This is a genomic window from Lignipirellula cremea (genome assembly GCF_056501455.1).
Window position 1 is genome coordinate 1,548,518 of the sequence record NZ_CM151415.1, and the last position, 18,405, is coordinate 1,566,922.

13 protein-coding genes and 2 tRNA genes are annotated in these 18,405 nt (G+C 65.7%); 6 read left to right on the plus strand and 9 right to left on the minus strand.

Features of this window, described 5'->3' with window-relative positions:
- Nucleotides 1–20: 20 nt before the first annotated feature.
- Together SH602x_RS06045 and SH602x_RS06050 are read left to right on the plus strand one after the other, a co-directional pair.
- The gene (locus SH602x_RS06045) at nucleotides 21–1,982 is read left to right on the plus strand and encodes a PAS domain-containing hybrid sensor histidine kinase/response regulator (protein ID WP_479475931.1); all 1,962 of its coding nucleotides are present in this window, start codon (nucleotides 21–23) and stop codon (nucleotides 1,980–1,982) included.
- A gap of 464 nt (nucleotides 1,983–2,446) precedes the next feature.
- The gene (locus tag SH602x_RS06050) at nucleotides 2,447–4,771 is read left to right on the plus strand and encodes a COG1361 family protein (protein WP_479475932.1); all 2,325 of its coding nucleotides are present in this window, start codon (nucleotides 2,447–2,449) and stop codon (nucleotides 4,769–4,771) included.
- A gap of 74 nt (nucleotides 4,772–4,845) precedes the next feature.
- On the opposite strand, the gene SH602x_RS06055 is transcribed toward SH602x_RS06050, so the two are convergent.
- The gene (locus tag SH602x_RS06055) at nucleotides 4,846–6,135 is read right to left on the minus strand and encodes a ribonuclease D (protein WP_479475933.1); all 1,290 of its coding nucleotides are present in this window, start codon (nucleotides 6,133–6,135) and stop codon (nucleotides 4,846–4,848) included.
- A 188-nt stretch (nucleotides 6,136–6,323) separates the two neighbouring features.
- Between SH602x_RS06055 and SH602x_RS06060 the strand changes: the two genes are divergently transcribed.
- From SH602x_RS06060 to SH602x_RS06070, 3 genes are all read left to right on the plus strand, one after another.
- Nucleotides 6,324–7,157, plus strand: a complete 834-nt coding sequence (locus tag SH602x_RS06060; RefSeq protein WP_479475934.1) for a (5-formylfuran-3-yl)methyl phosphate synthase — start codon at nucleotides 6,324–6,326, stop codon at nucleotides 7,155–7,157.
- A 289-nt stretch (nucleotides 7,158–7,446) separates the two neighbouring features.
- Complete coding sequence (locus SH602x_RS06065) at nucleotides 7,447–7,650, plus strand: hypothetical protein (protein WP_479469338.1); 204 nt, start codon at nucleotides 7,447–7,449, stop codon at nucleotides 7,648–7,650.
- A gap of 165 nt (nucleotides 7,651–7,815) precedes the next feature.
- Nucleotides 7,816–8,118 carry a polyhydroxyalkanoic acid system family protein gene (locus tag SH602x_RS06070; RefSeq protein ID WP_479469337.1) on the plus strand — a complete coding sequence of 101 codons (303 nt, stop codon included), beginning with the start codon at nucleotides 7,816–7,818 and terminating at the stop codon, nucleotides 8,116–8,118.
- A 33-nt stretch (nucleotides 8,119–8,151) separates the two neighbouring features.
- Here SH602x_RS06070 and SH602x_RS06075 read toward each other — a convergent pair whose 3' ends face one another.
- The gene (locus SH602x_RS06075) at nucleotides 8,152–9,267 is read right to left on the minus strand and encodes a zinc ribbon domain-containing protein (protein ID WP_479475935.1); all 1,116 of its coding nucleotides are present in this window, start codon (nucleotides 9,265–9,267) and stop codon (nucleotides 8,152–8,154) included.
- Nucleotides 9,268–9,484: 217 nt separating this feature from the next.
- Here SH602x_RS06075 and SH602x_RS06080 point away from each other — a divergent pair, with 217 nt between their 5' ends.
- Nucleotides 9,485–11,839, plus strand: a complete 2,355-nt coding sequence (locus tag SH602x_RS06080) for a carboxylesterase family protein (protein WP_479475936.1) — start codon at nucleotides 9,485–9,487, stop codon at nucleotides 11,837–11,839.
- A 275-nt stretch (nucleotides 11,840–12,114) separates the two neighbouring features.
- On the opposite strand, the gene SH602x_RS06085 is transcribed toward SH602x_RS06080, so the two are convergent.
- The 7 genes from SH602x_RS06085 to SH602x_RS06115 all read right to left on the minus strand — a co-directional run bounded on the left by SH602x_RS06085 (nucleotide 12,115) and on the right by SH602x_RS06115 (nucleotide 18,207).
- Nucleotides 12,115–12,188 (minus strand) — tRNA-His (locus tag SH602x_RS06085).
- A 38-nt stretch (nucleotides 12,189–12,226) separates the two neighbouring features.
- Nucleotides 12,227–12,299: transfer RNA gene (locus SH602x_RS06090), tRNA-Glu, on the minus strand.
- A gap of 172 nt (nucleotides 12,300–12,471) precedes the next feature.
- Nucleotides 12,472–12,891 (minus strand): (2Fe-2S) ferredoxin domain-containing protein, encoded by a 420-nt coding sequence (locus SH602x_RS06095; protein WP_479475937.1) that lies wholly within the window; start codon nucleotides 12,889–12,891, stop codon nucleotides 12,472–12,474.
- Nucleotides 12,888–13,751 carry a class I SAM-dependent methyltransferase gene (locus SH602x_RS06100; RefSeq protein WP_479475938.1) on the minus strand — a complete coding sequence of 288 codons (864 nt, stop codon included), beginning with the start codon at nucleotides 13,749–13,751 and terminating at the stop codon, nucleotides 12,888–12,890. Before SH602x_RS06100 ends, SH602x_RS06095 begins: the two co-directional genes overlap by 4 nt.
- A 41-nt stretch (nucleotides 13,752–13,792) precedes the next feature.
- Nucleotides 13,793–14,815 (minus strand): type II secretion system F family protein, encoded by a 1,023-nt coding sequence (locus SH602x_RS06105; protein WP_479475939.1) that lies wholly within the window; start codon nucleotides 14,813–14,815, stop codon nucleotides 13,793–13,795.
- A 12-nt stretch (nucleotides 14,816–14,827) separates the two neighbouring features.
- Entirely contained in the window at nucleotides 14,828–16,813 is a 1,986-nt protein-coding gene (locus SH602x_RS06110; protein WP_479475940.1) for a M3 family metallopeptidase, read from the minus strand.
- Between the two features lie 110 nt (nucleotides 16,814–16,923).
- On the minus strand, nucleotides 16,924–18,207 hold the full coding sequence (locus SH602x_RS06115) for an IS4 family transposase (RefSeq protein WP_479475941.1): 1,284 nt from the start codon (nucleotides 18,205–18,207) through the stop codon (nucleotides 16,924–16,926).
- Nucleotides 18,208–18,405: the final 198 nt, after the last annotated feature.

The window sequence follows — 18,405 nt, forward strand, 5'->3', positions numbered from 1 at the left end:
CGACTCCTGATCCGTCCCTGTTGCAGGACGCGGAACAGTTCCAGCGGATCGTCGGCGACGTCAAGGACTACGCCATCTTCCTGCTGGACGCGCACGGTTACGTCGTCACCTGGAACGCCGGAGCGACGGAGATCAAGGGCTATCGGGCGGACGAGATCCTCGGCCGTCATTTCTCGCAGTTCTATCCCGACGAAGCGGTCGAGCGCGGCTGGCCCGAGTACGAGCTCGAAGTCGCCGCCCGCGTGGGACGGTTCGAGGACGAAGGCTGGCGCGTCCGCAAAGACGGCACGACGCTGTGGGCCAACGTCGTCATCACCGCCCTGAAGGACGCCTCAGGGCATGTTCGCGGCTTCGCCAAGATCACCCGCGATCTGACCGAGCGCAAGCGATACGAAGAGGATCTTCGCCAGAGCGAAGAACGCTTTCGTCTGATGATCGAGGGCGTGCGCGACTACGCCATCTTCATGCTCGACCCGGAAGGTCGCGTCGCCACCTGGAACGCCGGCGCTCAGCAGATCAAGGGGTACTCCGCCGAGGAGATCATCGGCGAGCGCTTCTCGCGCTTCTACACGCCCCACGACGTCGAGCGCAAGTGGCCGGATCAGGAACTGGAGATCGCGCGGCGGGAAGGTCGCTTCGAAGAAGAGGGCTGGCGGGTCCGAAAGGACGGGACGTTCTTCTGGGCCAGCGTCGTGATCACGGCGCTGCACGACGGCGACGGAAACATTCGCGGCTTCGCCAAGGTCACGCGCGATCTGACCGAACGAAAGCAGTCCGAAGAGCGCCTGCGGGAGTCCCACGCCGACCTCGAGCGTCGCGTCGAGTCGCGCACCGCCGAACTCCACGAATCGAACGCGGCTCTGCTCGAGGCCAGTCGTCGCAAGGACGAGTTCCTCGCGATCCTGGCGCATGAGCTGCGAAATCCTCTCGCTCCGCTGCGGACGGGTCTCGACCTGCTCAAGTTCGTCGCAGACGACGCCGAAACGATCGAAGAGACGCGCGCGATCATGGAGCAGCAACTCGGTCAGATGATTCGTCTGATCGACGACCTGCTCGAAATCTCGCGATTGAACCAGGGCAAGATGCGGCTCCGCAAGGAGCACATGGACCTCTCCGCGGCGGTGCGCTCGGCGGTGCAGTCGATTCAGCCGATGGTCGACGAGGCGGAACAGCGCCTGACGGTCGATCTTCCAAGCGAGCCCGTTCCGCTCTTCGCCGACCCGGTCCGCATCTCCCAGATCGTCGCGAATCTGCTGAGCAACGCCTCGAAGTATTCAGAGCGAGGCGACCGCATCGACCTGAAGGTCGCGCGGCGAGGGAGCGAAGCAGTCGTCTCGGTCCGCGACGAGGGGGTCGGCATCTCGCCGGTCCATCTGCCGCGGCTCTTCGAGATGTTCTCGCAGGTCGATGCGACGCTCGAACGGTCGCGAGGAGGCCTCGGCATCGGCCTGGCGCTCGTGCGCGGCATGGTCGAAATGCATCAGGGAAAAGTGACCGCTTCCAGCGACGGTTTGGGAGCGGGAAGCGAGTTCGTCGTGACGCTTCCTCTCGCCCGATCGCCGGAGCGTGCGTCGAACGCGAACCGAAGCGGCGGCGACGATGCGGCTGCCCTGTCGAGCAGCCGCATCCTGATCGCGGACGATAACAAAGTCGCCGTCGATATCCTCTCGAAGATGCTGACGCTGATGGGGCACGAGGTCGACACGGCCTACGACGGCGTCGAAACGCTGGAAAAAGCGGCGTCGTTTCTCCCGCGGCTGGTCCTCCTGGATATCGGCATGCCGCGCATGAACGGCTACGACACGGCCCGGAAGATCCGGGCGGAAGCCTGGGGCCAGGAGATGACGCTCGTCGCGGTCACCGGCTGGGGACAGGACGAGGACAAACGTCGCGCAATCGAAGCCGGGTTCGATCGCCACGTCACCAAGCCGATCGATACGGAGATGATCCGGATTCTGGTGAGCGACGCGACGCAGCGTTAGCCGCCTGCATTCCGCTGGAAAGCAGGCGACCGATCCCGCCTGCGGACGGCACGCCGGGCCCTCGCAACGCGTCTTGCGGTCGGCGCGCGAAGATCCGGGTGGCCCAGGTTGCTTGTCAACTTGGGTCGACGAGTCGACAAGAGAAGCGCAAGCCGGAACGCGCCGACTTCATCGACCGACATGGCGAACGTTCCGTCGCTCCTCTTGCGGCTTGCGCCGCCCGGATCGGAAAGTGCTGAAATCGCTGCCCAAGCGTGATTCCGCGTCGCGTGTTCCCTGATCTTTCGTGCCGCTCGCGAGCCGCGGACAGTGCTCGAAGGGTTTCTTGAACGCCGACCGGTCTGGCGATACGACCGGCGCTTTTGCTATGACCCGCAAAATCCTCTCAAGCGGCGCCCCTTCGCCTGCCGAAAACGGTCGATGGACCCCGTCCTCTTCGCGCACTCGGTCATCGCGAGCGGAATATGACACGCCGAACTATCACGGCCCTCTTCGCCTTCGGAATCGCCCCCTGCGCTATCGGCGTCGGCGGCGTTCTGTTCGCGCAGACCCCGAATACGTTTTATCCGGGGCAGCCCGCGGCGAATCCTGCTCAGCAAGTCGTCTTTCCCGCGCAGCCGACGGGGTATCCCGGGCAGCCGACGGGGTATCCCGGTCAGCCCGGGACCTATCCCGTCCAGCCGGCGGTCGGATCGGAATACGTTCCGACTCCGAACGCGATGTACGGCGTTCAGCCCGCGGCAGCGACGGAGGATCCGAATCAGCGTTCGTCGCGGCGGACCGTTCGCGAAGGCGCTCCGCCGACCGCGTTCGCTCCCGTCAGCCCCGGCATCGAACGAGGCTCGGCGCCGACGCCGCTCTCGGGCGGAGTCGAAGCCGCTCCGCTCCCCGCTCCCGGCATCGGTCCGATCGTCCCTTCGGCCGGCATGCGCGGCAGCGTCGAATCGATCCCGCTGCTGCAGCCGACCTCTCCTGGCCTCGGCACGCCCTCCGCGACTCCGCAGACGAATCCTGCGGCGTTGCCGGTCGGGTCGCCTCGTCCCGCGAACTCGGCGCCGCCGAGCCTTCCGGCGTCCGGTCCGATGGAAAAGGTGGCCGCCCTTCCGAAGGAGCCGCTCGCCGCTCCCGCGCCGACGGCGTTGCTCGTCTCGCCCGGTCCGCAGATTCATGTTTCCGTCGAAGGCCCTGAAACGCTCTCGATCAATCGCGAAGCGACCTATCGCGTCGTGCTGGAAAACCGTTCGCAGGCTCCGGCGGCCGAAATGCTGCTGCGCGTGACGCTTCCGGTCTGGGCGGAAATCGCGACCGTCGAGGGCGATCGGGGCCAGATCGAGAACGCTTCCGAGGACGGAGCAACGCAGGAGATCCGCTGGTCGCTGAACGACATCCGCGGTTCGCAGACGGCCACGATGACCTGCCGTCTGGTCCCCCGGAAGAATCAGCCGATCGAGTTCGGTCTCGATTGGGTGCAGATGGCGCCCGCGATCACGAAGACGGTCGCCGTCCGCGAACCGAAGCTCGACCTCGCGATCAGCGGACCGCCCGAGGCGCTGTACGGCGAGACCCGCCGCTACACGATCGTCGTGTCGAACCCGGGCGACGGCGAAGCCGACGAGATCGAACTGAGCCTGTCGCCGCTCGACGGCTCGCAGGATTCTCCGACGTCGACGAAGATCGGCGCGCTGCCTGCCGGCGGTCGCAAGGAAATCACCATCGAATTCGACGCCACCAAGGCGGGCGAACAGACCATCGCGGCGAAAGCCACCGGGGCGGGCGGTCTGGCCGCGAACGCTTCGGTCAAGGTGCTGGTCCGCCGGGCGGAACTGGCCATCGCCGCGTCGGGGCAACCCTTCGCATACGCCGGCGCTGCCGCGGCATACAAATTTCGCGTCACGAACACGGGCACGGCCGTCGCGAAGGACGTGCTGGCCGCGATCGCGCTTCCTGAGGGACTGGTCTACCTCAGCGGCGTCGAAGGCGCCGTCGCCGAAGAGGGGGGCGTCCGGATTCCGATCGGACAACTCGCTCCCGGGGAAGGTCGCGACTTCACCTTCCGCTGCGAGGCGAAGGGCCCGGGCGATCGCACCGTCGAGATCGGCGCCCGCGCCGAAGGGGACGTCTTCGCTCGTCAAAGCGTCGCGACTCGCGTGGAAGCGGTCGCCGATCTGAAGCTGACCGTCAACGATCCCGCGGGACCGCTGCCCGTCGGCGAAGAAGTGATCTACGAAATCACCGTGTCCAATCGCGGCGCCAAGGCCGCGAAGGACGTCCGCGTCGTGGCGCAGTTCTCCGACGGCATCGAACCGGTCTCCGCCCAGGGCGCCGGATCGAAGATCGAAGCAGGGCAGGTCGTCTTCGATCCGCTGGCGTCCGTCGGGGCCTCCGACGAAGTCGTCCTGAAGGTGACGGCCAAGGCTCATAAGCCGGGGCACCACATCTTCCGCGGCCAGGTGCTTTGTGCGGAGACCGAGACGCGCCTGGTGGCCGAGGACTCGACGCAGTTCTACGGCGACGCCATGACGAGCTTCCCGAAGACGGCGGCGCTGCCGTCGAAGCCGTTCAACGCCCCCGCGACCGGAACCGGCGGAACTCGCACGGCGCCGGGGCTCAGCGCTCCCGGAACCCTGAGCGGTTCGTCGTCGTCGGCCTCCGATCCGGCGCCGTTGCCGAAGCCGGCCAGCCAGCTTCAGCCGCCGACGCAATTGCCCGCTCCGCAAAGCTCCGGATTCGTTCCCGCCGAAGGTCCGTCCTTCGGTCCGGCGTCCGGCGGCGAGTTCCAGCCGAACTAAGGGATTCCGGATCCGATCGGCAAGGTGCCACGGCGGGCTGACGCCCTCCGTTCGCCAGATTCTCCGTCGCGCGGTTACTCCGACGTGCGACGCCGCTGGCCCGAGCGCGGGCGCGGCTTCTCGCTCGTCTTCTTGCCGCCGACGCGAGTCTCCTCGTCGAGCATCGCTTCGGTTACGGGGATGAAACCGAGCGGATCGTCGGCTTTCGGACGAGCGACTCTTACGGCCAGCTTGCCGGAGATAATCTCGTCGATCCGCGAGCCGATCACCTCCGCTCGCCATCCCTGGGCCAGGGCCGGCGGTTCGCTTTCGTCTCGCCGCAGGCCCATGCGATCGGCGAGGAAATCCCGCAGATCGTTCGCCGTTCCCACCAGGCTCGACGCGACCTGTGCGTGGCGACAGACGCTGCCGAGCGCCGAGGACAGGAACTGCACCAGCAGCGTCATCTGCGGCGGAGAGGGCGTCTTGTCGAGTTGCGGCAGTTCCGACTCGGGCAGCGAGAGCCCGCGCTCCACCGCACGCGCGAGCGCGGGAAGCTGACTCTGAAGATCGCCCCGGTCGAGCCCGCGAATCATGCGGATGCTCTTGGGATCGGACGTGCGACGTTTGGCCAGTTCCACCAGAAGGTCGTCGCGCAGCACCCGACGCAGCGGCTGGTCCCGGCGTTCCGCTTCGCCTTCCCGCCAGAGCCAGACCTCACGATAGACGGCCAGCATTCGCGGCGAGAGCGAGCCGATTCCCGCGCCGCGAATCCAGCGTTCCTTCGATTCGAGGGCGAGCTGCTCGACCTGCCAGCTATCGATTTCGGAGTAGAGCCACTCGAGCCGGCCCAGTTTATCGAGCCGGTCTTCGAGCACGTTCCGCAACTCCGCCAGATGCAGGACGTCCTGCATCGCGTACTCGATCTGCGCGGGATCCAGCGGTCGGCGGCGCCAGTCGGTGCGGGCCTCCCCCTTCGCGACCTGGACGCCGACGTACGTGCCGAGCAGGTTGCCGAGCGCGGCAGGGTAGTCGAAGCCGACGAGGCCTGCGGCGATCTGAACGTCGAACCAGTCCTCGGGATGAGCGTCGGTCGCGCTCCGTACGAAGCGGAACTCTTCTCGGCCGGCGTGAACGACCGTCTGATGATCGTGTTCGACCAGAAATCGCCAGAAGGGCGTCACGTCGTCGATCGCGAGCGTGTCGATCGCGGCGAGCACGCCGTCGGCTGCGACTTGAATCAGGCAGAGTTCCGGCCGATAACTGTGCTCCGACACGAACTCCGTGTCGAAGGCGACCGTTTCCGCGCCTTCCAGCCGGTCGATCAGGTCGGACAGCTCGCGCGGCGAGCGGACGTAGGTATAGCGAAGGGGCGTGTCGTTCATCCGTGTCCGCGGCGGCGTCGTTTCCGGCGGCGACGCCAGCCGGCGAGCGTCGAGCCTGCGTCGGCTCGTCCTATGTGTGTGGGTGCATCGTACGACAACCGGCGGCGCGGGTCGATTCCCCGCTCGGTCCGCCGGATGACGGCGGGGCGGAACCGTCAGAAATCCTGTTCTCTTCCGCTCCGTTTCGCATGACCCCCTTTTCGATCGCGACGTCCCGTTCGCCGGCGAACCTGCTTCGCCGAAGCGCCGGCCAGCCGCTGCGACTGCTCGTCAGCGTTCGCGACGCCGAGGAAGCTCGCGTCGCCGCAGCGGCGGGCGTCGAGGTGATCGACGTCAAGGAGCCTTCGCGCGGGGCGCTCGGCAGGGCCGACGATGCGACGCTGCGCGAAGTCGCCGAAGCCGTGCAGGGGAGCTCGATCCTCAGTTTCGCCGCCGGCGAAGCGATCGAGCGAACGGGCGATCCCGAAAGCGCGGAGCGCGTCTCGTCGTGCGATCTGGGGGGCTATGCTCTGTTCAAATTCGGCCCGGCGGGACTTGCGCATCGCGCGGACTGGCGCGATGCGTTGACGGAGGCTTGGCGATCGTTACCGGCGGGCGTTACGCCGATCGCGGTCGCTTACGTCGACTATAACGCGGCTGGCGCGCCGCCTCCGGAAGAGATCGTCGAACTGGCGATCGAGCAAGGCTGCATCGGAATGCTGTTCGATACCTTCCGAAAAGCGCCGCGGCTGGGACTCACGGCGTTGCCGCAGACTCGTTTGCGGAGCTGCGTCGCGCAGGCGCACGACGCCGGCCTGCTCGTGTCGCTCGCCGGTTCGCTGGGCATCGACGACGTAACGTCCGTAAGAGAGCTGGGCGCCGACGTCATCGCGGTGCGCGGCGCCGCCTGCGTTGGGGATCGCACGAGCCGCATCGACTTGACGCGGATCGCCGCGCTTCAGGAAGCGATCGCGCAGGATGCGGCTTCCTCGGTCGAGTTTGACGCTGAGGCGAACGAGGCCTGCTCGAAGGATCGCGCTTAGAAGGCGCGATGCACGTTCGCGCAGGCGTGCGACTCATCGCCGCTGGCGCCGGATTTCGCTTGAAGTTCGCTCCCAGCGCTGAACAATGTCGAAGAGCGAACGTCGTAGCGCTATCTAGCGCGCGGCGCACTCTCTTCGAGCGACCTTTTAGATCTCGGGTCGTCGTCCGCTTCGCAGACGATCGCTTCAGACGATCTGGTTCGTACGAAGCTCGAAGAGAGACCTCGCTCGCCGTCGTTCGATTCGTATCGTGCGACGACGCCCGCCACCACCGGAGTTCTGCGTAACGATGTCTTCCATCCTTGAAGCGATCCGCCAGGGCGATTGGGACTACGAGCCACAGTCCGTCGATCCGACGACCTACGCGTTCACCGGCGCGCTGCCTGGAAGCGCGGAGAAGGTCGAAGAACTGGCTCGCCGCGCGGCGACGGGATTGCCGCTCTGGCATCCTCGCGACTGCCGCTGGTACGCGGAAAGCTCCAGCGACGCCTGATCGATCGCGTTCTCTCCGATCGAACGGTCGAGCGGGAACGTCGTCTGGACACGTCTGGACGTTCGCCCGCTGCTCTGATCTCGCCGAACCGCTAGGATAATGCGTCGCCTGACGGCAGCAGGGCCTCAGGCGGTCGGATTCATACGCGACGATAGGCGAATCGGCATGCCAGGTTTCGACGTCACCGTCCCCAATCCCATGGGGCAGGAAAAGGCGGTCCAGCGGCTTCACTCTCTGTCCGCCGGAATGAAAAAGCGTTTCGAGGGGCAGATCAAGGACTGGACGGAGAACTGGTCCGACAACGCGATGGACTTCTCGTTCAAGACGTTCGGCGCCACCATCAAGGGAAAGCTGACCGTCGACGAATCAAGCGCCCGGATTCACGGCGATCTTCCCTTCATGGCCATGGCCTTCAAGGGACAGATCGAGAAGTCGATCAAGGAAGAGATGAGCAAGGCCCTAGCGTAAGCTCGCCGGGACGCGGCTCAGGCCGCCGCCACGCTACGGGAAGCGGATCTCGATCGTTTCCGATTCGTCGATCCGCTCGGTCTGCAACGCATACCGGCAGTCGCCGATGAGCTGGTCGGGAAGCAGAAAGTAGTCGCCCAGTCGCGCCAGATCCGCGAGGGCGATCTGCGACGTGGTCGGGCGATAGACGTCCGGCAGCACGGCCAGGACGTGGTACTCGCCCGGCTGCGGAAGTTCCGCGGTGAACTCGCCCCGGCTGTCGCTCACGGCCAAAGCCCCGCCCATCTCGCGAATCGCGCCGAGCGTTCGAGGCGGAACGATGCGCCCGATCTCGGAAGGGCGCAGGCCGTCGACGGCGATCTTCTCCGACGGACGGCGTTCCCCCGGAAGAATCGCGACGAGAGCCCCTGCCGACGCCGCGATCGGGCCGTCGTAACCTTCGACCCGAATCGTTCCCGACAAAGTCACGGGCCCGCGAGGCGCCTCGGCCGTGCGGAAGGCTCCCGATCCGCCGAAAGCCCAGCCGAGCGTGAACGACAGGACGGCGACCGCGGCCAGCAGCGCCCCCTGCATATAAACGAAGGCGCGCGGGATCGCGAGCCGCGTTCGGCTGACGAGAAACCGTTCCGATTCTTCGCGACCGTACCCTTCGGCGTAGACGAACTCCGCATCGTCGTCGAAGACCTCGAACGGCGAAGCGAACGGTTCGTCGTCGGAATCCGGCGGCGGAACTTCGGCGGGAGGTCCGGCTGTCGTTGACTGACCGGCAGTCGCCGCGATCGATTCGAAGGGAGGCGGAGTCTTCGGGACTATCTGCGAAGTCGCGGGAGCAGGGACTCCTTCCTCGCGAGCGGCCTCCTGCTTCGAAGGCGCAGCGTCACCTGCGTTCTGGTTCGCGGTCAAGCGTGCGGCGTCGACGTCCGGCGCGGATTTCGGAAGCGCTTTTCCTCCCCCCGGTCGATCGCCCGGCTCGGGAATCGCTTCGCTCGGGATTGCGGGGCCGGCGGATTCGACCGGCGTCTTCGCGACCGACTGCTCCGGAATCTCGATCGGAACGCGGCAATTGGGACACTTCGCCCGCCGGCCGCCGAAGCGATCGTCGACTTTCAGCGTCTTTTCGCAGTGAGGGCAGGCGAATCGAATCGGCATCGCGACGGATCGTCGTCGGCAGGAACGCGAGCTTCGCGGCGCTCGCAGAGTTGATTAAACGATCCCGGACGCCACAATCGAGAGGTGGGGCATTTCGCTCGCTGCGGTCCGAACGCTTTCGGCGGTCGGACGGAACCCGGGATATCGGGCTCCCTTCGGTCGCTTTACGGCGTTCGAGGCCCGTCGATTACGAGCATGGCGCTGCGAAGGAGTTCGGATGCGGTCAGTTCATTCTAGTCGTGCCGCGGTCATCTCGCAGGCGTTCCTGGCGCTTGCCGCGTCGATTGCATTCGGCGCGCCGGCGTTCGCCGACGTCTTCACGCTGCGCAGCGGAATGCAACTAACCGGATCGCCCGGCAAAATCAGCAAAATGGGAGAGGCCGTCGTCTCGGCCGATTCGGGCGGCTTCGAGAGCAAGCCGATCCTGCTGGTCGACGACGACCTTCGGCGGTACTTCTTCCCGATGGTGCAATTGCAGACGGTCACGCCGTCGCCCGCCGCGCCGCCGCAGGGCATCCGCATCCGGCAGAAGACCGCCCCCGCTGCCGCTCGCCGGATCGCGGGAGTCGGCGACATCATCGAAGTCACCGGCTTCGACGAGACCGGTCGGCGACGCTTCCGCATGCGCTCGTCGAAAGGTCCCGTCGATATCTATCAGGGCATCACGGAGATCACGCCCCTCTATACGAAGCTCGAATCGCTTCAGGGTCAGTCGGACGTCACCTGGGACTCCCGCATCGCCACCAGTTCTCTTCCGCGCGACCTGATCCGCCAGGTCGTCTATCGCAACATCGACGTCAAGAATCTCGACGATCGCCAGCGCCTGGTGCGGTTGTTTCTCGCCTCGGATCGCTACTACGACGCGCTCGTCGAACTGGAGGCGATGACGAAGGACTTTCCCGATCACGAGGATCTCAAGGATCAGGTCGTGGCCGTGAAGCAGGCCGCGGCGCGCAAACTGGTCGACGAAGTCGCGCAGCGACGCGACGCCGGCCAGCACGATACGGTGAAGGCGATCGCGTCAGGATTTCCCACCGACGGGGTCGCCGGCGAAACGCTGCTCCGTCTGAGCGAAATGATTCAGGCGTACCAGAAGGACGCCGAGCGAAGAGAGCTGACGCTCACCTCCCTCAAGACTCGCATCGCCGCGATCGAAGAGGAGGGAACCCGCGCGCGGCTGGAGAACTTCCTGGCCGAGCTCGACGCCGATCTGCGCACGGAGACGCTCCCCCGACTGGCGGATTACCTGCGGCTGGAGGGCGACGCGTCCCTGAAGGACGAGGAGAAGATCTCGCTCGCCGTAACGGGATGGATCTTCGGTTCGGGCGAGGGCGTGAACGACTTCGAACTGGCAATCTCGGCGCTGCAGGTCCGCGATCTGGTCCGCGTCTATCTGCGCGGCGCCGATCTGGTCACGCGAACGACGGCGCTCGACGAGATTCAGCGTCAGGAAGCGTCGCGTCCCGAATACGTGGCCAAGATTCTCCGCGCGATGACGCCGCCGATGGACCTGCCCGAAGAGGTTCAGGGAAAGCCGGGCCTCTACTCGCTGCCGACGCCGGTCACCCCCGAGGTGACGATGAGCTACGTCATCCAGCTTCCGCCCGAATACGATCCCTACCGCAAGTATCCCTGCATCGTGACGCTCGGCGCCGCGGGCGTGTCGCCCGAGAAGCAGATCGAGTGGTGGGCGGGCTCTTACGATCCGGCCGGAACGATGCGGATGGGCCAGGCGGCCCGCAACGGCTACATCGTCATCGCGGCGCAGTATCTGGCCGAAGGGCAGGGAGACTACGAATTCTCCGCGCTCGAACACGCCTCGGTCGTCAACGCCCTTCGCGACGCCTGCTGCCGGGTTTCGATCGACACCGACCGCGTCTTCTTGTCAGGCCATTCGCAAGGCGCGACGGCAGCCTGGGACATCGCCATCGCGCACCCCGATCTCTGGGCGGGCGTGTTGCCGATCGTCCCCCTCTCGCATCGCTTCATCACGCGTTACGCGAAGAACGCGGAGTACATGCCGATGTACTTCGTGACCGGCGAACTCGACGGCGACAAGATGGTCGTCAACGGGAACGATTTCAATTACTACCTCCGCAACTCGAAGCACGACATCGTGATCGCGGAGTATCGCGGACGAGGGCACGAGAGCTTCCACGACGAGATCCAGCAATTCTTCGTCTGGATGAAGCTCCATCGCCGCGACCCCTTCCCGAAGGAGTTCGAGGTCGCCACCCAGCGCCCCTGGGACAACGCCTTCTGGTACGTGGAGGCCGTCGGGCTGCCCGATCAGAACATGATCGATCCGTTCAACTTTCCGGAAAAGATTTTCCCCCCTGCGGCGGCGATCGACGCGAAGATCGTCTCTGACTCGCTGCTGATGGTCACCGCCTCGGGAAAGAACCCGACCGTCTGCCTGGCGCCCGAGATGGTCGACTTCTCGAAGCGTATCGAGATCAACAACCGTGCCGTCGCGGTCGTTCCCGATCTGGGCGTGATGCTGGAAGACGCGCGGCTGAGAGTCGATCGCCAGCATCCGTTCTGGGCGAAGGTCGAAGCGCCGCGCCGCTGACGCGTTCTTCATTCGCGTGTAGCGTTCCTTTCGGCGAGCGGAGGGCGTAAGCCCTCCGTGGGAATGTCCGACACGGTATGCGCCGATGGAGCCGCTCTGGCGGGATGAAGCCCCACGGCGGAGGAATGGGTGACTCCCACGCGTGTGGCGCTCCAGAGCAATGGCCGACGCCACGAAAAAACCCGCGGAGGAAATCCTCGCGGGTTGATCGGTTCGCCTCAGCAGCGGCAGTCTGCGTCAGCGTCGCTCAGCAGAATATTCGTCGAAACAGCAAGGGTGGATGAAGGGATTCGAACCCTCGACATTCAGAACCACAATCTGACGCTCTAACCAACTGAGCTACACCCACCGCAAGAGACGATCCGAACCGCGTTCGGATCGCCGAAGTACCCCCTAGGGGAGTCGAACCCCTGTTTGCGGACTGAGAATCCGATGTCCTGGGCCACTAGACGAAGGGGGCGCAAACATGACGCTCGTAATTTATCGGCCGTAACTTCTTCGGAAAAGACCTGATCGCGAGATTGTTCTGTAAGTCCCTGATCCGACGGGCCTTGCGGTTTTCGCCCGCGATCGAGCCTCCCAGGAATCGACGGTGCGAATCGCCGGCTGGTTCGCGCGGAGCGCCGAAAGATCTACGGGGCGATCTGGTTTCCCCACCCGCAGGGGCCGGCGGGCGTGCGCGAGAGAACCAGGTCCTCGACCACCCGCCCTCCCAGAAGATGCTCGTCCACGATCCTGTCGAGATTGGCGGGCGACGCGGCGCCGTACCAGATGCCGTCAGGATAGACGAGCACGATCGGCCCCCCTTTGCAGACGTCGACGCAGTAGGTCGGCGTCGCGAGGGTCTTCAGATCGCTCTCGCGGCGTAGTTCCTTCAGACGTTTCTTGAGATGCTTCCAGCTTTCCAGCATCTCCCGCTTGCCGGCACACTTCGCCCGCTTGAGATCGCCGCAGAAGAAGAGGTGCCGTCGAGCGTCCGGTACGCCGAGCTTCTCCGCTTCGCGACGCGCCTTCTTCAGGCCGCCCGCTCCATGATCGTCGTGATCGCTCACGGAGTCTCCTCCCGACCCACTTCCAGCTGCGCGGGCGCTTCCTGATCCTGCTGGCTCGAAACGCCGGTCGGCTTCTTCGGAGCCCGGCCCTTCTTCTCCGCCCAGTCGAGGTTCGGTTCGATCTGATCCCTCTCGTTCTTGGAGAAGAACATCAAGTGCTGCCAGGGGAGCCGATCGAACTCCTTGACCAGGTAGAGCCCGTTCGCCTGGTACTCCTTCACGATCTGTTTCTTGGTCATCTTGTGCAGCGGCTTGATCGGCACCTCGGGATCTTCCGCTCGGTACTCCGCGAGCGCGATCAGTCCGTCCGCCTTGAGCGCGTTCCGCATCCCGGCGAGCATCGATACCGGGTGCGAAAATTCGTGATAGACGTCGACCAGCAGGATCAGATCCTGGGAGTCCGGCGGAAGCTGCGGGTCGTGGAACTTCCCCTGGATCGTGACGATGTTGTCGACCTTCTCTTCTTTCGCCCTTTGCAGAAGGAACTGCAGCATCTCGGGCTGGACGTCGACCGCGTAGACCTTCCCTTCCTCGCCGATCAGCTTGGCGATCTTCAGCGAGTAGTAGCCGTTTCCGCAGCCCATGTCGCAGACGGTCATGCCCTTCTTCAGGCCCAGGTTCGTCAGTAACAGCGAGCAGCGTTCCTCCCGCTCGCGCGAATCGCGAATCAGCCACTCCGCGCCCTGCCAGTGCATGGTTTGCGCGATCGGGCGGCCCATATACTCCGTCAGCGCGGGCGGCGCGTCGTCGGCCTCCTGAGCTCGCAGCGTCGGAGCGAAGGCCAGAGCCGTCGCGAGAACGGCGAAAACGACGAAACCGCCGGCGAGCCGCGTCCGGCGCAACAGGTCGATGAGAGTCATCAGGCAGGCTTTCTTGAGGCAGGAGCGCTGGAAGCTTCGAGTTACTTCACCATCTCGAGCGCTTCGTACATCGGTCCCAGGTAGGCGACCCAGAAGAGCCGGAAGATCAGCACGACGATCATCGCCGCGACGAGCGCCCAGACGACGAACGCCGCGATGACCGAGGCGACGCGAACGGCGGTCTTCCACCGTTCATGATACTCGCGGGAAACCTCCCGCATCGATTCGGGCACGCGTCCGGTCATCTCTCCCTGATCGAGCGCGATCAGCAGATCGTCGGAGAAGCGACCCGTGCTCGCGAGCGCGTCGTGAAAGGAGCTTCCGTTCTGGATCTGGCGGGCGATGTCGCGTTCGAGCGGCATCCAGAGCGGCTGTCGCGACGATCGCAGCGCCAGGCTCATCGCGTCCCTGGCGTCGAGACCCGCGTCGATGCCGGCGGAAAGCGTCCAGGAGAAACGCGAGACCGCCCCGCTGAGCGCTAATTCCTTCAGGCCCGGAACCCGACCCGCCACCGCGATCGGCAGCGGTCCCAGCCAGCCCCGCAGTACGGCCACCACGGGAAGCACGATCGCGGTCGTCAGCAGGCCGACGACGAGCAGGAACAGGCCTGCCGCGGAGAAGCCGTAAATGCCGAGGCCGGAAATATCGATCTTCCCCGGGGCGATGAACTCCAGCAGGATCAGCAGCCCGCTGACGATGACCAGCGCGGCGAAGAACTGGATCAAGGGCCAGGCGAGCGCGACCAGGAATTCTCGCCGCGTCCGGACGAGCATCTCGTAATAGTCGGCCAGTTGCAGCAGGGCCTCGTCCAGCCGTCCGCTGCGCTCGCCGACCTCGACCATCTCGCCGAGCAGCGGGGGAAACCAGTCTCCCTGCCCCCGCACGGCTTCCGCGAACGTGTCGCCCGCCATCAGACGGTCGTACAGGTTCGCCATCCGTTGACGATAGGTCGGCGAGACCCGGGTCGATTCGCGCTGCAGGAACGAGCGCAGATCGACGCCCGCCTTCAGCGATTCGCCGAGTCGGCGGCAGAGCGACGCCAGCGATGAATGCCCGATGCTCATGGCTGGGGTCCGCTACGCTTTCGCCGCGAGGTTCTGCGATTCCAGCGAATCGATCCAGGCGGCGAACGTTCGGGAAGCCTCGGCGAACGACGCCGCATCGTGAGATTCGCAGATCGTCTCGCGTCCGTGCCGGACCGCGATCTTCGCGTTCAGGTCCACCCTGTCCGGACCCTTCGGCAGCGACGGCTCGCGATCGAAGCTCTCCCGCGCGCGAGCGACCGCCTCCTCCACGCTTCGATTGACGCGATTCGCCAGCGGAACGGCGCTGGGCTGATCGCCGGTCAGACGCGAGACGTAATCGAAGAAGTTGTAGCGGTTGCCGGGCTTCCAGTATGCGTCGCGCAAATCGGGCCCGATCCGCGGATTGTCGAGGAGGTACCCGTCCCGGCGGAGGAAGTAATCCCGCGTCTGCTCGACCGCCATGTTGGCCATGACGTAGCCGTGGTAGTAGGCGCTCGACTCGCCTGCGAGCAGGTGCGGCACCGACAGGACGGGCCGGGGCGATCCGTCTTCGAGTCCGAGGATGCGGGTCTCGACCTGGCGGATCTCGTGCAGAATCCGCTCCGCCGTCAGTTCGTCGTCGGGAATCTCGTAGATCGCCTTCTCCGCGAACGGCACGACGAGCATCGCGCGGAGGCTCCATGCGGCGAAGGGCTGCCGCAGGCGAATCGTCTTCTCGATCAGCTCCCAGGGAACCTCGCGTTCGTCCTCGGTCCGGGCGTAGCGGCGTTGCCAGTCGGCGTCGTCGAGCATGCCGTCGAAGAACATGCTCTGCACCTCGGCGAACGCGACGGAGGTCGGGGCGAACTCCTGCGCGAAGCAGGGGGAGGGCATGTCGATGTTCGCGAAGTGAATCGCGTGGCCGCCCTCGTGGAAGAAGGTTTCCGTCGCCCGGCGTCCCGAGCCGGCGAGCCCCGGGATGGCGTTCGCCGTGAATTGAATCCGGGCCGGGTTCCACGTGCCCCGGTCGGTCCAGGCCGGCTCGGGTCCGTGCATGAAGCCGTTTTCGTACTTCCCCTTCCGGTCGACCAGATCGAGCGCCATCGCGGCGCCGCGGTAGTCGAGTCCCATCGCGGCGAACGCGCGGCCCCAGCGCTCCAGCGATTTGCTGAACGGGAAGTAGCGGTCGAATTCGTTCGAGACCTCGCCCGAGATCGCGTACGAAGCGTTCCACGGCGTCGCGGCGCTCTCCGACCCGGCGTCGCCGACCGACCGCGATCGAAGAAGTTCCACCGCCTGATCGCCTGCTTCGCGAGTTCGCTCCTCCAGATCGCCCAGCAGTTCGAAGATCTGGGCCTTGGAGACCCCCTCAGCCTGCTTCGCCTTCCAGTCGTAGTAATCCTCGCCGCCGAGCGAGCGACCGAGCTGGTTACGTTTGCGGACCAGTTCGACGAACCCGTTGTTCAGTGCGCAGGTCTCGATCGAACGGAGTCCCTTCCACGCCGCTTTGCGAAGCGCCGGGTCGGGATCGTTGCGGACCAGCAGTCCCAGCCGGACGGAGCTCGCCGGGACGAACTTCCCGCTGGCGTCTTCATAGCCCAGGTTCATCGACGACCGGGCGCGTGCGAGGCTTCCCTCGTCATGCACGATCTCTTCGGCGAGAGCCCTGGCTTCGGCAGACGGGATGACGTTCGCGGAGAAGGTCCGCTCCCAGCCCTCCAGCGCCAGTCGCTCTTCCGGGGTCAGGCCCGCGGCGAGTCCGGCGTCGCCGCCGTCGCCCGATAAACGGGCGGTCCAGCCTTGAGCCGTTTCGAGCTGCGTCGGATCCTGCAGCCAGCTCTTCAGGGCGATTTCGCGGCGGTCGAGTTCCGCTCGCGCCGCCGTCGCATCGTCGGCCAGCCCCATGTAGGCCGTCCAGAAGGCGTCTTCCTTCGCGACGTGCAGCGCCACGTAGTCGCGATTCCAGCGCTCGATCAGCGCCTTCAGTTCGTTCGCCCCTTCGCTCACCGCGCTCTCCCGCTCAGGTGTTCCGGCTCCCGCTTCGTTCGACGAGCGCATTGTATCGATCGCGGGAATGTCGCTGCGCGCGGCGACCGACATCGAAGTACAGCGACTCGCCTGAACGTGTGGGGCGCCGAAGGGGACCGGGTGCCACTCAACGCCGTGCGTCAGATGCGTAGGCGGAGCGGCTTTAGTCGCGTGGCCAGTTGAAGTTGTCTCGCGCTGGGCGGCTGGATTCCAGGCGGCTGAGGAGGGCGGTGACGTTTCTTTCGCGGGTAGGGTCGCGTCGCTTTCGGGCGCAGCCGGACGTACCGGTCCTTCTTGCAGTCGGCGAAGACGCCCGCGCAGCTTCGGCGATCGCGACAGGCTCTTCGAGGCGGAGCGGCCTTGTGCTTCCTCGGCGGCGAGCCTGCCCGAAACGTGCGTCGCACGACCTGCATCGCCGCGGCGTAAGAGACTTCCGCGGGATCGTCGCCGGCAGCGGACAGATCGCGGGCCGCCATCAGCCCCAGCAGCCAGACCCCCAGCACGCACCACGTCAGTTCCAGTTCGCATCGCGACGGCGTGCGGCTGCGCAGCGTGCGACGCTCGAGCGTCTGCTTCGTCGTGCGATAGAAGACCTCCACGCCCCAGCGCCGGTCGTAGAACGCTTCGGCCTCGGCGTCCGACACCCGGTCGTCGTCCGGCACGCTCGTCACGAGATAAATCGGAAGCTTGCCCGGCTTCCGAACGACGATCAGACGCAACTCGATCGGCGGCAGGCCGGCGTCCTGCTTGTCGGCAGGCCAGAGATAGACCGTGCGACCGGGAACGTCGCCCGGATAACGCAGGCCGTCGATCAGTCGCACGTTGCCGCCGACCCGCATCAGGAAATGGCGTCCCTTCGCCAGCAGCGCGGCGCAGAGGTCGTAGCCGACGAAGCCGGCGTCGGCGACGACGAGCGCATCGCCGGGGAGTTCGTCGACCATGTCGAGCAGATGCGTCCGTTCGCCCGCCGTCCCCGGTCCCGTGCGAAACGCCCAGGGAAGTCCCAGCCGCAGATGATAAAGAACCGTCAGCGACATCTGCGGCATGCCGTCGGGCTTTCCGACGTCGCCCAGCGCCCGCTGGTTGGCCGGCGTGCGAGGACAGGCGAGTCGACTGCCGTCGACCGCGAAAGGCTCCCAGCGTTTCTGCCGACGACCGGCTCGCGAAGCGCCTGCTTCGTCCGAAATCCCGAGCATGACCTCGCGCAAGCGGGCGACGACGCGAGGCACGAGACGCTCCCTTTCACGAGCCAGGGCGTCCATCCAGGCGTTGTACGAGTTCGCCTTTCGCCAGGCGGGACGGATCGTGCGCAGAAACGTTTCGACGACGCGAAAGCGCTCGACCGCTTCCTTCGGCTCGGCCCAGGCCATGAACAGGCCCGACCAGACCAGACGATGCGGCGTCCAGACCGAGCCGCCATGCACGATCAACGCTGAAAAAGCCGCACAGGCAGGACCTCGCGCATCGCCGCGGCCAGTCGCTCGGGATACGATGCAATCATGTTGGGGCCTCTCGATCGGATCGGAACTTTAAGCGGAACCGATGATGACCGGAGGCCCCAACTCTTCCTAGAGCAATGCCTTACCGACCCGCCCCGAGCCCTCTTCCGCACGGCGTTGGGT

What these genes read in the sequence shown, in the direction of transcription:
- SH602x_RS06100 (WP_479475938.1), bottom strand. Translation starts at nt 13,751, where the DNA reads ATGACTCTCATCGACCTGTTGCGCCGGACGCGGCTCGCCGGCGGTTTC.
- SH602x_RS06080 (WP_479475936.1), top strand. Translation starts at nt 9,485, where the DNA reads ATGCGGTCAGTTCATTCTAGTCGTGCCGCGGTCATCTCGCAGGCGTTC.
- SH602x_RS06050 (WP_479475932.1), top strand. Translation starts at nt 2,447, where the DNA reads ATGACACGCCGAACTATCACGGCCCTCTTCGCCTTCGGAATCGCCCCC.
- SH602x_RS06070 (WP_479469337.1), top strand. Translation starts at nt 7,816, where the DNA reads ATGCCAGGTTTCGACGTCACCGTCCCCAATCCCATGGGGCAGGAAAAG.
- SH602x_RS06075 (WP_479475935.1), bottom strand. Translation starts at nt 9,267, where the DNA reads ATGCCGATTCGATTCGCCTGCCCTCACTGCGAAAAGACGCTGAAAGTC.
- SH602x_RS06105 (WP_479475939.1), bottom strand. Translation starts at nt 14,815, where the DNA reads ATGAGCATCGGGCATTCATCGCTGGCGTCGCTCTGCCGCCGACTCGGC.
- SH602x_RS06065 (WP_479469338.1), top strand. Translation starts at nt 7,447, where the DNA reads ATGTCTTCCATCCTTGAAGCGATCCGCCAGGGCGATTGGGACTACGAG.
- SH602x_RS06055 (WP_479475933.1), bottom strand. Translation starts at nt 6,135, where the DNA reads ATGAACGACACGCCCCTTCGCTATACCTACGTCCGCTCGCCGCGCGAG.
- SH602x_RS06110 (WP_479475940.1), bottom strand. Translation starts at nt 16,813, where the DNA reads ATGCGCTCGTCGAACGAAGCGGGAGCCGGAACACCTGAGCGGGAGAGC.
- SH602x_RS06060 (WP_479475934.1), top strand. Translation starts at nt 6,324, where the DNA reads ATGACCCCCTTTTCGATCGCGACGTCCCGTTCGCCGGCGAACCTGCTT.